General features: G+C 44.8%; 9 protein-coding genes. 3 read left to right on the top strand and 6 right to left on the bottom strand.

Going from position 1 to position 13,602, the window contains the following annotated elements:
• Positions 1 to 19 precede the first annotated feature (19 nt).
• Positions 20 to 1,435, top strand: coding sequence for a bifunctional folylpolyglutamate synthase/dihydrofolate synthase (locus ACYVRA_RS17040; protein WP_461253934.1), 1,416 nt, complete (start codon positions 20 to 22; stop codon positions 1,433 to 1,435).
• A gap of 152 nt (positions 1,436 to 1,587) precedes the next feature.
• On the opposite strand, the gene ACYVRA_RS17045 is transcribed toward ACYVRA_RS17040, so the two are convergent.
• Genes ACYVRA_RS17045 through ACYVRA_RS17065 form a run of 5 tightly spaced genes read right to left on the bottom strand, consistent with a single transcriptional unit; the run spans position 1,588 to position 9,817 of the window.
• Complete coding sequence (locus ACYVRA_RS17045) at positions 1,588 to 2,490, bottom strand: autotransporter outer membrane beta-barrel domain-containing protein (RefSeq protein WP_461253935.1); 903 nt, start codon at positions 2,488 to 2,490, stop codon at positions 1,588 to 1,590.
• Entirely contained in the window at positions 2,480 to 3,601 is a 1,122-nt protein-coding gene (locus tag ACYVRA_RS17050) for a hypothetical protein (protein WP_461253936.1), read from the bottom strand. Before ACYVRA_RS17050 ends, ACYVRA_RS17045 begins: the two co-directional genes overlap by 11 nt.
• Entirely contained in the window at positions 3,553 to 4,386 is an 834-nt protein-coding gene (locus tag ACYVRA_RS17055) for a hypothetical protein (RefSeq protein ID WP_461253937.1), read from the bottom strand. Before ACYVRA_RS17055 ends, ACYVRA_RS17050 begins: the two co-directional genes overlap by 49 nt.
• Positions 4,383 to 6,353 carry an adenylate/guanylate cyclase domain-containing protein gene (locus ACYVRA_RS17060; protein WP_461253938.1) on the bottom strand — a complete coding sequence of 657 codons (1,971 nt, stop codon included), beginning with the start codon at positions 6,351 to 6,353 and terminating at the stop codon, positions 4,383 to 4,385. The genes ACYVRA_RS17055 and ACYVRA_RS17060 overlap by 4 nt, the downstream gene beginning before the upstream one ends.
• Positions 6,354 to 6,412: 59 nt before the next feature.
• Positions 6,413 to 9,817: a formylglycine-generating enzyme family protein gene (locus tag ACYVRA_RS17065; protein WP_461253939.1), complete on the bottom strand. Its 3,405-nt coding sequence runs from the start codon at positions 9,815 to 9,817 to the stop codon at positions 6,413 to 6,415.
• A gap of 518 nt (positions 9,818 to 10,335) precedes the next feature.
• Between ACYVRA_RS17065 and ACYVRA_RS17070 the strand changes: the two genes are divergently transcribed.
• Both ACYVRA_RS17070 and ACYVRA_RS17075 read left to right on the top strand, forming a co-directional pair.
• Complete coding sequence (locus tag ACYVRA_RS17070) at positions 10,336 to 10,551, top strand: DUF2281 domain-containing protein (protein WP_461253940.1); 216 nt, start codon at positions 10,336 to 10,338, stop codon at positions 10,549 to 10,551.
• Positions 10,552 to 10,938, top strand: a complete 387-nt coding sequence (locus ACYVRA_RS17075) for a type II toxin-antitoxin system VapC family toxin (protein ID WP_461253941.1) — start codon at positions 10,552 to 10,554, stop codon at positions 10,936 to 10,938.
• 275 nt (positions 10,939 to 11,213) lie between these two features.
• On the opposite strand, the gene ACYVRA_RS17080 is transcribed toward ACYVRA_RS17075, so the two are convergent.
• Positions 11,214 to 13,592, bottom strand: coding sequence for a leucine-rich repeat domain-containing protein (locus tag ACYVRA_RS17080; RefSeq protein WP_461253942.1), 2,379 nt, complete (start codon positions 13,590 to 13,592; stop codon positions 11,214 to 11,216).
• Between the last annotated feature and the right edge of the window lie 10 nt (positions 13,593 to 13,602).

The raw sequence follows: 13,602 nt of genomic DNA on the forward strand, positions 1-13,602 counted from the left end.
TTACCACGAACCACAATAAATGGAAGAATATTTTAGATCGTCTGAAAGTGTTTTTAATTGGTTATCCGATTTTATTAATCTTGAGCGGGGACAAAAGCCAAAAAGTTTCAGAATAGAGAGGATGGAAGTTTTAGCGGAATTGGCGGATCATCCTGAGCTCTGCGCTCCTTCCATTCACATCGCAGGTTCTAAGGGCAAAGGTTCTGTAACAAGCATGTTATCCGCCATGTTGACAGCCGCCGGTTTCCGCGTGGCTCGCTATATGTCGCCCCATGTAACCGACATAAGGGAACGCATCTGTCTTGGCGATTTATATTTTAGCGATGACATCTACTGTTCTGCGGGCGACGAACTGAAAAACATCGTAGAAGAGCGTCTTCCCGCCCTTGTAAAAACGCAGTCAAACGCGGCTTCGCTTTTTTCTCCAACATTCGCTGACGGATGCGAACCTACTTTTTGGGAACTCTTAACGCTCCTTTTTTTCCTCTGCGCTAAAAAAGCAAAATGCGATGTGATGGTAGTTGAAACAGGAATGGGCGGGAGGCTTGATTCAACCAATGTGCTTGACCCGTTGGTTAGCGTAATAACATTAATCGAATTGGAACACACTAGTTTTTTAGGCAGCACAATAGAAGCGGTTGCCACTGAAAAAGCGGGTATTATAAAAAAGGGCAAACCATTGGTTTTGGCAAAACAATGCGATGAAGCGTTAAATGTATTTAAAGAAAGCTCGCGGGAGAAAAATAGCCCGTTAATTTATTTTCTGCAAACCGCTAATCTTTCCAATATAAAAATAACTACGCAAGGCACTGATTTTACCCTTTCTTTTAACACTGATAAAAACATAGCGCATACATCGCCATTATCACTCTCCATACCAATACCCGGAAAAGTGCAGGCGGAAAACGCCTCTCTCGCCATTGCCGCGCTTAAAATCGCATTCCCGCAGATTGGGGAGGACGCTATCCGCGGCGGCCTTAAAAAGTTAAAAATCCCCGCCCGTTTTGAAAAAATGACAGGAGCCGACACGCCGCCTTTCATCATTGACGGCGCCCACACCCCGGAAAGCCTTGCCCTGTGCGTAGAAACTTTTTGCCTGCTCTACGGCGAAGGCGGCGTTCTTCTCTTCGGCTGCGCCGCCGACAAAAATTCCGCGGCAATGGCGGAGATAGCGTGTCCGCACTTCGCGAAAATATTTATCACCACTCCCGGAACTTTTAAAGCAAGCGATCCTGACAAAGTTTACGAAACTTTCGCAGAAATAGCGGGGCGTGAGAAAGTGGCGCTTGTTAAAGATACGCAGGAAGCGGTTAGGCAGGCGGTTTTATTCGCAAAGAATTCTAGCAGAGACGGAAAAATTCTGCCGGTGCTTGGGACGGGGTCTTTTTATTTAGTAGCGGAGATTAGAGAAGTTTTTTTTAAGAGTTCACACTAAGAACACAAAGGAAGAGAAGATCACAAAGAGAAATCAGGTGGTTTTTGTCCGTTATCTTATCGTGAAGCTCAAGTATAGTCCTCGGACAAAAACCCCCTCTTCCCCCTTTGTGATCTTTGTATCTTCGTGATCTTTGTGAGAGATATTGCGAATTAAAATCTAAAACCAGTAGAGAAACCTGCGCCGAAAATATAGGGGTAGCCTACTCGGACAAAAGGTTCTATATACCAATTTTTATTCATCATGAAACGCCAGCCTGCGCTTATGCCGCCAACGGGAGAAAGATAACCTGTGAACTGAAATTTTTCATATGAGAAAAAAACTATGCCTCCCTCCGCTTGCAAGAAAATACCCGTATTGTCTTTTTTGGGTGACAAGTAAAAGCGTACATGGGCAAGAGCTTCTAAAAAGATAAAGTTTTCCGCATCCTGCGCGTAAAGCAGACGCAAACCAATTCCCTTGCCGTCCAAACTTCCGCCAAATACAATGCCGCCTCCAAGCGCGCCATTTTTACGGGAATAACCTACACCTTCAGCAAAAAGCGCGACAAATAAATCTTTTTGTTTTTCCGGTTTTGTTAAATCCGCGTCTTCCGTTATTTTTTCTGTTACATTTTCTTTCGGCGTTTTATTTTCCGCTTGTTGCGGCGTTTGGACTTCTTCCTGCTCAGGGAATGACGGCGACGGGTCTTCCATTACCAACTGTGATTCCGGTTCAGATTCTGAATCCGGCGTTGTAACGGCTAAGACTTTAAAATTTTTCCATCCTGTCCCTTTACCGGGAACATCGCGAAAGTCATAGGGTATTACGCGCAAACGGTAATTCCCAGGCGGAAGTGAAATATAAATAAAAGGCTCTTCCGTGAATTCACGCAAGAAATTAGAATATTTATTATTCTCTTCTTTTTCAATTAATACTTCATACCGCAAAGCGTAATCGTCCTTTGTCCACGCGATACGATGTTTATTACCCGCGTCATCTTCCTGGCAAAATAAAACATTTATAAAGCATAAAAATAGCAATACAAAAAACAAGCTGCGGAAATTAATTACCATAGAGGACTCCTATATCTTCTATCTCCGGAACACTGGAAACTGGAATGTCTATGATAAATGTATTTTCTGTTACATTACCCCTCTGTTCAATTTTACCGTTGCGGTTAATGGTAACCGCTTCCACTTGCCATATAAAAGTCCCGCGATCCAAAAGGGCAAAATTATCAAGAGTCCAATTTGTTTTTTTAAGCGGTTCCGTTTGAATGACACGCCGCCGTCTTCCATTATCGCCCTTATGATACAAAGTAAAGATATACGCATTGGCCCCATTCACAGGCGACCATGAAAAATCAATCCGGCGCGTTTTCCGCAAATCTTCAAATTGAATTTTCTTTTCGGCGGCAGGCAAAAGATTCTTTACTTCCGGCAAAAAAACCGGAGCCGGTTGATTAGCGGTCTTTGCCGCCTTTACCGGTTCCGGCTTCTGTTCTGGCGCAGGTTCAGGCAGCACCATAGTAACCGAAGAAGAAATCCGCATTTCAACTAACGCAGGTACAGCTTCAGTCGCGGGGGAAGAACCCCGATCTTCAAAATTGTTTGCAACCGTAGCGGCGGCAATTACAGGGGAGGAATCCCGCCCTTCAAGATTGTCAGCAGATACGGCTTTCACCGGCTCGTCAATCTGTTCTATTTTGAAAGACGCGACCGGAGAGTAAACGGAACTGCCTTCATATATAGAAGAAAAAATAGGCTTTACCCGCCAATACCATGTTCCCGCTTCAGGAACCGATTCGATAAAAGAAGCGACGGCGGTTTGCCTTGTAATTAAATTGCCCGACAAATCCGGCGCAAGACCGGCTTCCAGAACATAATAGGACGCTTCTTCTACCGGCTGCCATTCAAAACGGACGGCGGGCAAATTTTCCCGGCAACGGAACATGCTGTCTTGAATCGGACTTACCAATGTTGACACCGCCGCGTCTACAATGGTAAATTGCCCCATGCTCAAAACAGTACCTTGATACGACAGTCGCCAATGCCAATTCCCGGCGCTAAGGGCGGCGTTGGCAGAATCAACGCCTTCGACTGTTTGCGTAAGGCGCGTAAAGTTAGGAGCAGCGGCTATTTCCAAACGCAACGGTTTTTTTGCTCGATATTTGCCGTATTCCACGCGAAGCGGACGTTAAGCGGCTCAACGTTACTTTTAATGAAGCGGGCGTTTGGACGCGGCAGTGTAACCACTGCTGATGGAACCGCCTGTTCAACGCCGTCAGTATCCAGAGTTAAATTTTCACCTGTGACAAGGACACTGCTCTGCCCGTCTTCTTTTGTGATGAGTACGCTTCCCTCGTTCACCTGTACCGTCATGCCGCTTTCCCCGGCAGACACGCTCAACGTTGTTCCAGCTTCCGGTGCAATTACGCTACCCATAATTTTTAAAGCCACACCGCTATTCACCGCGCCGGTTTTGCCGCCTGAGACGCTCAAACTTCCCGAACCCATGTCAATTACAATGCGGCCTTCATCGTCTACGGAGGCGCGTATGCGTATCAGGGAATTTTCGTTTATGTCGATAACATCGTCATTTATACGCAAGGTCGCGGCTGAATATTCCGCCACGCGAATAATGTCGCCGAGGTACACGGGCGATTCAACGGCAAGACGGCTCCACAAAAGGCGATCCGAAAAGCGGCGCTGGACATTGTTATACTTAACAGTAACAGTCCCCATTGGTTTTTTGTTAAGGGAGGCGATTGATTGAAACAGATCAAGTCTGAACAGATTTAAGCTGAATACCGCACCGGATACGCAAAAAATTATTACAAATACATCGGCAAACCATTTACGCGGACGAGGCTTTTGCGGCTGATTGGCATCCGCTTTTGATTTGCCGCTTTCCATCGGGTTTGTTTCTTTCGAGATAACATTTTTTGTTATAACTTTTATCGGTGTCATTTTTTTTCGCCGCCGATTTTGTATTTCTTTTCTTCCGCGTCAAGATTGACGGTTGAAAGCTCCGGCGCTTCAACGCCCAGTATTTTTCTGACTTCCGCAAGGGTGCGCGGACCGGCTTTCGCCTCGACAAAATTTACGACCGCAAATAACCGCACCGGCTTCGCCTTCCCTTTTACAGTAACCGGCGGCATTTCCTCTGTAATGAAATTATCTCCGATAAGTTTCCACGTATCTTCGGTAATTAGAATATCAGTCGCAAGAGGTTTGGTCAGAGCTTCAACGCGGGAAGCGAGATTCACAGGGTCGCCAATTACCGTGTACTCCATACGCAGATCGCTTCCGATTTGTCCTGCGGTGACAATCCCCGTGTTAATACCGCAGCCGATTCTAATGGGCGGGTTGCCCGCGTCATTGGCATTACGACTTTTGTTTAACGCCATCAGCGCATGGCGCATCATAATAGCCGCCTTGACGCAGTTAAAAGCGTCTTTCCTCGGACTGCCCGCCGTGTACGCCGTGCCCCAATGAGCCATTACCGCGTCTCCTATGAACTTGTCCACTGCGCCGCCCGTTTTTTCTACGCACTCGACCATGCTTGTAAGGTAATTGTTAAGCCAGAAGACGATTTTGTCCGACGCTTCGTTCCCAAAAGTTTTTGTAAAATTTTCCGACAGCGCGGTAAAGCCCCGTATATCTGAAAAAAAGATTGTTGCATGTTTTGGCATGCCCCCCGGTTTTATTTCGCCCCGCATTGCCTTTACCGCGATTTCGCGATTTGTGAATCTGCCGAATATGCGTAACGCGCCAGACATTTTCTGAAAACTTGCGCCTAACAACCCAATTTCATCATGGCCTTTAGGCCGCAGTTGCAATTCAAATTGACCGCCTTCTATGCTCTTTGCCGCCGCCGCCAAATCCTTAAGCGGGCTTGAAATTGTTTTTGAAAAAAACCAGATAAACATTACAGAGATGAACAAAACGGCGGCGGTAAGGTAGATGTTGCGCCGCGTCGTGGCGGTGATGCCCTCGAAAACTTTTTCGTACTCTATGCTTGTGATTACGATACAGCCGCCATAAGCCAATTTGTTAAACGCCGTATAATGCAAAACGGACTGTGGCGGCGCAGAGACATCAGCGTTAAAATTGAAATCGGCATTTATCAGTTCTTGTTTGTTGCGATCCGGTTCTTCACGTATTTTATGGATAAAATCAAAGTTCTCGATATTCGCGCCTTCTTTTAACAGGGAAAAATCGGAATGTATTAAAATATCGCCTTTGTCATTTATCAAAAACGACTGGTTCGCGCCGGAACCAAAACTGTCAACTAATTTTTCAATGGCAATTAAAACTCCTCCCGCTCCACTTTGTCCATCCGTCCCATGCAACGGGAAGAACAGCGCGAGAACCGGCCTTTCAAGAACGGGAGCGGCGTTTAACAGTACCGTCTCCCCCCTTGTAGCGCGTAACAGGGAAAATTCATTATCCTTAAAATAAGTCTCGGCAAGCGACTGGTCTATGCCCCGTGAGAGAAAGAATTCCCTGTTCACCAAAACATTGCGCGTCCCTTTGAGCATATAGGCAAACGCCACGGCGCGGTTATTCTGAGCAAAGAAAAAATCCGCCGCTTCCTGCATCTTCGCACCCATCAATGCCGCTGAGGCCACTGAGTTTGTCGAAGTGGTCGAAGCGACAGAATCAGAGAGCACCTCAAGGGCGTTTATCGTGTACATTAGCTGTGCTGATGATATCCGCATATTTGCCAGAGTGTCTTCTGCCTCTTGCGCCGCCCTCCTGTTCGCCTCAAAGTTGTTTTCCTCGGCGGCGATTTTTAAATCTTCGCGTACCATCCATGAGACAAGGGCGGTGATTGAGCCTAAAGAAATGATCACGATAATGGAAATGATTGTGATTAGCTTTGTCCCGATTGAGAAGCGTATTTTGTCTTGTGGCGAAGTTTTAAGCTTCATAATAATTCCTTTTCTCCATTTGCTCAGGCATTGGCATTTTTCTTCCTTATTTAAGCCTATTAATCTAAGGGGCGAACAATCCGGAAGCCGCAGAGACTCGTGTCCCTGCTGTACGGGAAGGCGCCCCCTCGCGTAAAGGGACGAACGTAATACACATTAGTGGTAGCAGCCCCCCCGCGTCTCACACGGTTCTCCCCAAAGTCCGCACCTCCAGGGTCAGTCTGTGTTTCGCTTGAATAAATCCCCCACCAGTCCCAGCACCACTCATACACATTCCCGGTCATGTCGTACAATCCCAAACCGTTGGGTGCCTTCTTTCCTACTTCATGCGTCTTACTGTCACTGTTAGTTGCATACCAAGCCACGTCACCTACATTGTTGCTTCCTGAATACATGTAATTCCCAGGCGAACCGTCCCCTCCTTTTGCGGCATATTCCCATTGCGCTTCAGTAGGTAATCGGTAACCGTTGGAATCGTTGACTATTACTACCGCGTCCCATGCCGTGTTACTACTGGTAGGTACGGTTCCCCATACCGAAGGATCAGTATTGCCAGATATGCTGTACGCGGGGCTTAATCCCTCCAGCATACTAAGCTTGTTGCAAAACACTATCGCATCATACCAGCTTACACTTTCAACCGGACGGTTCTCCTGTACCTCCCCAGACGCTGGATTTGAGTTAAAGTAACTGGGGTTATTTCCCATTACCGCCTGGTACTGCGCCTGCGTTATTTCGTATTTTCTCATGTAAAAACCGCTCAGCGTTACCGTGTGTACCGGCTTTGTATTGACATCTCCTTCTTCACTACCCATCTGGAAACTGCCGCCGGGGATATAAACCATTTCTGGTGGAGAAAGTGGTGTTTCTATTATTCCAGCTATCACGCCAATTTGGATTGAACTGATTTCTATTTTAATGGTATATTCATTTCTGTGCTGAAGGATGAAATAACGAAGGTTATCTTCATTGTAGGCATCATTTCTGAATGAAGTCTCTCTTCCGAGTATATTTTCTAATTTTTCTGAATATGGATAGATGCTATTGGTTGCATTCCAATTAGATGGACTCATTGGGTCGCCTATATGATAACGGAAAAGGGCACCAGAAGGATCGCTATCTGTTACAACTATGACATCAATAATAAAAATAACATTACTGGTTTCATTTCTGTTTTTTAACATTTCTACTTGCCAGTCTTTTAATTTGAAGTTTACTCTTTGATTATTTTCTGTAAAAGTAACAGTTAATTTGCCATTCGCAAACGATCCTGTCGGTACATTAGAATTGAGACCTCCTTCATTGGTTCCGGCTGTTTTCCAGTCGCTAAGATCCACATAGAATGAACTATATCCTGCGGGCATTTCAGTAATATGAGGAGGAGGACCAATTGGAGGAGGAGGCGGAGGCGGATCTTTCTTTATAAAAGCGGCGGTGGGTATAAGTTTGAAATCGCTTACTTTATATGAGCCGTCATATGCATGGAGATAAATAGCAAACCATACTTCTCCGGTTAATTCTTTCTGTCTAACAATTGGAGTTGCTATTTCATACGGCTCAAGAGAATAATCCGGCGAAGGATAACCAGCTTGTCCTTTTACCGCGGGTACACCTGCTGAACCATCATATAATGGCGCACTAGGATTACTATCATAATAGTTAGTATTAACGACAAGCGTTTTAATATCATCGTCATTTTTCCACGGGGTTATAGCCTCCTCATCGTCTGAAGCCAGTATAAAAAGGTTTCTAGTGTATTCCGGATGGTTAGCGTCTATGTTGCTTAACCCTGCATCTCCAGAAATTCCAGTCCATTTTAATGAAACACCGCCATAGTCCCCTAAATGGAATTTACCCAAATCAACCTTGAACCTGACAATCGCATTTCCATAAACAGAGTCTGGTACAGTGCCATAAGTATAAGTATAACCGCCGTTGGAATACTCAATTGTTCCGGCTTGGATGCCGTCATAATTTCTTGATGTCACCCTTGTCTGGTTAGCGCCAGTACCAAATGGAACGGCAATTTCAGTTGCATCTGGGATAGGAACATAAGGAATTGGAGGTGGAGGCAGAGGCGGATCTTTCTTTATAAAAGCGGCGGCGGGTATAAGTTTGAAATCGCTTACTTTATATGAGCCGTTTTCTGCATGGATATAAATAGAAAACCATACTTCTCCGGTTAATTCTTTCTGTCTAACAATTGGTGTTGCTATTTCATACGGCTCAAGAGAATAATCCGGCGTAGGATAACCAGCTTGTCCTTTTACCGCAGGTGTGCCTACATTACTGGCATAAAATTCTGCGTTAGGATTAATATCATAATAATCAGTATTAACGATAAGTGCTTTAATAGTATAGTCAGATACATACGGTGTTATCCCCTCCTCATTGCCTGAAGCCAGTATAAAAAGGTTTTTATAGTATGTTGGATTTGCCGAGCTAAGTCCTGCGTCTCCGGAAATCCCTGTCCATTTTAATGAAACACCGCCATAGTCGCCTAAACGGAAATTACTCAAATCAACCTTGAACCTGACTACCGCCCATCCATAATTAGAGTCTGTAGTACCATAAGTATACATATAACCGCCATTGGAATATGTAATTGTTCCGACTTGGGTGCCATCATAATTTTTTGATGTCACCCTTGTCTGGTTAGCACCAGTACCAAATGGAACGGCAATTTCAGTTGCCGCTGGGTTAGGAACATAAGAAATTGGAGACGGAGGCGGATCTTTCTTTATAAACTTGGCGGCGGGTATAAGTTTGAAATCGCTTACCTTATATGAGCCGTCATTTGCATGGATATAAATAGAAAACCATACTTCTCCGGTTAATTCTTTTTGTCTAACAATTGGTGTTGCTATTTCATAAGGCTCAAGAGAATAATTCGGCGTAGGATAACCAGCTTGCCCTTTTACCGCTGGTACGCCTACTGCTCCATGATATAATGGCTCGCTAGGATTACTATAATAATAATCAGTATTAACAATAACCGATTTAATGGAGCCGTCATCTTTCCACGGCGTTAAATCGCCTTCATCGCCTGAAGCCAGTATAAAAAGGTTTTTAGTGTATTCCGGATGAGCGCTTTCCAAATTGCTTAACCCTGCGTCTCCGGAAATCCCCGTCCATTTAAATGAAACGCCGCCGTAGTCACCTAAGCGGAAAGTACCCAAATTAACCTTGAACCTGACAATCGCATTTGAATAATTAGCGTTTGTAGTACCATATGTATACGTATAACCGCCATTTGAATATGTAATTGTTCCGGCTTGGGTACCGTCTTCTCTTTTTGTTGTTACCCTTGTCTGACCAGCGCCGGTGCCAAATACAACGGCAATTTCAGTTGCCGCTGGGTCAGGAACAAATATCGGGGGCGTGAGAGGTGTTGAAGGTGTCTTGGTTTTATCAGTGTTGCCATTTTCCTTCTGCGGGGCAAGCGGTTCCAATAACTTTACCATTATTGGGTTTTCACAAGCATTAAAAGCAAAGAGTAAAAATATGAATAAAACAAGTAATAATTTGCGTATTATTAAACGGAATAACATTAATTTATTATACCGCCATTAGTTTAATTTTGTCAATACACAAATTTGCATAAATTTATTCAAATATAAGTTAATTTGCTTTAGATTATTTTAATGAATTTTAATGCTAAATTTGTTTAAAACGCAGAAATTTCATCAAAAGTTTTACTTGTAAATTTTTCACACTAAGAGCACAAAGGTTAGAAGATCACAAAGAGGAGCGGGTATGTTGCGGTTATTATATGGTGGTTATTCTTAAATCTTTGGGTAGCAGCCATTAGACAAGGGCGGTGATTGAGACTAAAGAAATGATTACTATGTATGGAGATGAGCGTGATTAGCTTTGTTTAGATTGAGAAGATTATTTTGTTTTGGGGAGGGAGGTTAAGTTTCATAATAATTTTTTGAACCTTTTCCTTGATAGTTATTGATTTTCATGCTATATTTTCCTTATGAGCATTACACAAACTGTAGAAGTACCAGCCAGCCGCAGGTTGACAATTGAAGTACCCCGCGAAATACCGATGGGACCGGTTATCCTTAGCTTTACCCCCAAAGCTACGGCACTGGAGCAGTTGAAAGAACGTGAATTCGGTTGCGTAAAAGGGGATTACTGGATGGCAGATGATTTTGATGCACCTCTTGATGATTTTAAGGACTATATGTAAATGAACGGCTATCTCCTTGACACTCATACCGCGATATGGTTTTTTACTGGCGATACCTTGTTGTCCCCAACCGCTGAGCAAATTATTCGCAATAGAACTAATCGCGTATATTTGAGCGTGATTTCCGCTTGGGAATTGGCAATAAAAATCAGTATAGGCAAACTGCGTTTCCCTGGCAATGTTGTTGGTTTTATGACAGCTGCACAAACCAACGACATTACAATCGTCCCGATTGAGACTGTTCATCTTAGCTCCTTTGAATCTTTGCCCTTGTTTCACCGCGACCCTTTTGATCGTCTGCTTATCGCAACAGCCATTTCTGAACAGATGACCTTTATTAGCGCCGACAAAAATATCACACAATACGACGTTCCGCTGCTTTGGTAACTTCATTTTTCCACAGAGTTTATTCTCTTTGTTCCAAGACGGTACATCCGGTATGACAGACCAGATTATGAGCGCGGATAAAAGTCGTCTAAAGAATAAGATAGCGGAATTATCATATAATGATATAATTTCTCTTGAAACAACCATGAAACGTTTTTTTAACCTCCTTTAAAATGACAGATGAATTATTTTCTTGGATTATAAATGTTTCTCACCTCATTAATTATATTTCTAGTTACTTCACTATCACCGCTGTTACTCCCCATCTGGTAACATTATGATTTTTCCCAACTTTCAGAAACCAAAACATAGGTTCCCGCCCCTCCATCCTGCGCATAATATTTATCTCGCAAATCTCTGGGGAAAGCATCAGACCCAATGCTAGTTACGCTGGCGGGTATGGTTACACTGATAAGCCAGTAGCAGCTATTAAAAGCGTAACCACCAATGCTGGTTACGCTGGCGGGTATTGTAACGCTGGTAAGCCCGCTGCACTGGAAAAAAGCGCCCAACCCTATACTGGTTATACCGTCGGGTATGGTTACGCTGGTAAGCCCGCTGCACCAGGAAAAAACATTTTCCCCAATGCTGGTTACGCCGTTCCCTATGGTTACGCTGGTAAGCTCGCTGCAGTATAAAAAAGCACTATCTCCAATGCTGGTTACGCCGTCGGGTATGGTCAGTGACCCGGTAAGCCTACAGCCAGAAAAAGCGTACTCCCCAATGCTGGTTACGCCGTCCGGTATTATATAATTACTGTATGTTTTTCCTCCTGGATATGCAATTAAAGCTGTTTTGGCTTTGTTATATAGTACGCCGTCTTGTGAACAATATGTGTCATTGGCAGGATCAATATTTATTTCGGTAAGCATACTGCAACTGGAAAAAGCCCGTTCCTCAATGCTGGTTACGCCGTTCCCTATGGTTACGCTGGTAAACCCGTTGCAGTATAAAAAAGCACTATACCCAATGCTGGTTACGCCATTTCCTATGGTTACGCTGGTAAGCCCGCTGCACCAGACAAAAGCGTCAGACCCAATGCTGGTCACGCCGTCGGGTATGGTCAGCGACCCAGTAAGCCCGCTACAGAAGTAAAAAGCCTCATCCCCAATGCTGGTTACGCCGTCGGGTATGGTCAGCGCACCGATAAGACCGCTGCAGTATGCAAAAGCATGATCCCCAATGCTGGTAACATTGTTGGGTATGGTAAACGAACCTGTTTTTCCGCCCGGGCAGGTAATTAACGTGGTTTTTTCCTTGTTGTACAATACGCCGTCTTGTGAACTGTATGCGGCATTAGCAGGATCAACATTTATTACGGTAAGCCCACTGCACAAGGTAAAAGCTAAATTCCCAATGCTGGTCACGCCGTTTCCTATGGACAGCGCACCGGTTAGCCCAGTGCAGTTGCAAAAAGCCTGATACCCAATGCTGGTCACACCGTCGGGTATGGTCAGCGACCCAGTAAGCCCGCTACAGTTGCTAAAAGCTAAATTCCCAATGCTGGTTACGCCGTCCGGTATGGTCAGCGACCCAGTAAGCCCGCTACAACCGGTAAAAGCGTAAGACCCAATGCTGGTTACGCCGTTGGGTATGGTCAGCGTACCGGTAAGACCGCTACAACCCAAAAAAGCAGCATACCCAATGGAAGTGAGTCCCTCAGGCAGAATTATAGAGACAATTTTATCTGTATTTGATACAGAATCATTCCTACTTATCGTTCGCACTTGACAAGCGTCCATGTCTAGATTCACATATTTCCCATTCAATGCTCCATATAGCCCGCCTAAGTTATAGTAACTGTCTTCAATAATCTGACCGTACAGGATAATGTCATAAGGCGTATCAGCAGTATTGGCGGGGACAGTGCCGAGATAATACTCCAAATCGCTTAACTTGTTAAAGGTCGGAACCCTGGACAAAAGCCGCTCCACACTGCTGATCAAGCCGCTGTAAATGTGGAGTACTTCCGTTTTAGGCCGCTCGTCATCTAACTTTAAAGTCAGAAGGTAGTAGCCGGCTTCAAGAGCCATTTTTCCCTGCGGCTGCGCCTTGACATCTAACTCCGCTATTAATTCGCCCCCAATGGTTCTTATTGTCATAGTCGCGCTATCGGCATTATCGGGAAAATTTATATCCCAGTTTAAAATGCCTTTTTCGCCGACTTGTACGCTGCTCCTAAGGTTTATGGAAATGGTTTCAATTGCTCCAGTGTGCAGCATTAAATTCTCAACTTTTCCCTCGGCGGCGCGGTAGTCCCCATTCGCGATGCCGTCAATGCCGCTTATACGGACATAACCTTTGGCGATGATGTTCCATCTCCCTTGTGCCAGTTCGACGCGGACGTAAGAACCGTCAGGGGTAACAGTCACCTTGTCATGCCCTCCCTGCCCGTCCAGGGCTTCAAATGCAAATTCATATTTGACAAATACAGGCACTCCCGGTAGAATAGTACGGCTGCCGCTTTCCGATACGGAGAGTATCACTCTGCCAGTGCCAGTTGATGACGTGCCTTCCAGCGGCGGATTAACCAAATTGAAACACCCCGCCAGCAAAGCCGCCAGCCCAAGACAAACCAATATCCTGCCCGCGTAATTCATCACGGCTCCCCACATTTTCTTTTCATTTATCATTTCTAATTTCTCGTTTTTCATTATTCCCTCA

Source organism: Treponema sp. R8-4-B8 (genome assembly GCF_054786175.1).

Excerpts from the sequence above, each read along its gene's own strand:
- ACYVRA_RS17055 (WP_461253937.1), bottom strand. The coding sequence starts at position 4,386 with ATGACACCGATAAAAGTTATAACAAAAAATGTTATCTCGAAAGAAACA.
- ACYVRA_RS17070 (WP_461253940.1), top strand. The coding sequence starts at position 10,336 with ATGAGCATTACACAAACTGTAGAAGTACCAGCCAGCCGCAGGTTGACA.
- ACYVRA_RS17080 (WP_461253942.1), bottom strand. The coding sequence starts at position 13,592 with ATGAAAAACGAGAAATTAGAAATGATAAATGAAAAGAAAATGTGGGGA.
- ACYVRA_RS17060 (WP_461253938.1), bottom strand. The coding sequence starts at position 6,353 with ATGAAGCTTAAAACTTCGCCACAAGACAAAATACGCTTCTCAATCGGG.
- ACYVRA_RS17045 (WP_461253935.1), bottom strand. The coding sequence starts at position 2,490 with ATGGTAATTAATTTCCGCAGCTTGTTTTTTGTATTGCTATTTTTATGC.
- ACYVRA_RS17040 (WP_461253934.1), top strand. The coding sequence starts at position 20 with ATGGAAGAATATTTTAGATCGTCTGAAAGTGTTTTTAATTGGTTATCC.
- ACYVRA_RS17065 (WP_461253939.1), bottom strand. The coding sequence starts at position 9,817 with ATGGTAAAGTTATTGGAACCGCTTGCCCCGCAGAAGGAAAATGGCAAC.
- ACYVRA_RS17075 (WP_461253941.1), top strand. The coding sequence starts at position 10,552 with ATGAACGGCTATCTCCTTGACACTCATACCGCGATATGGTTTTTTACT.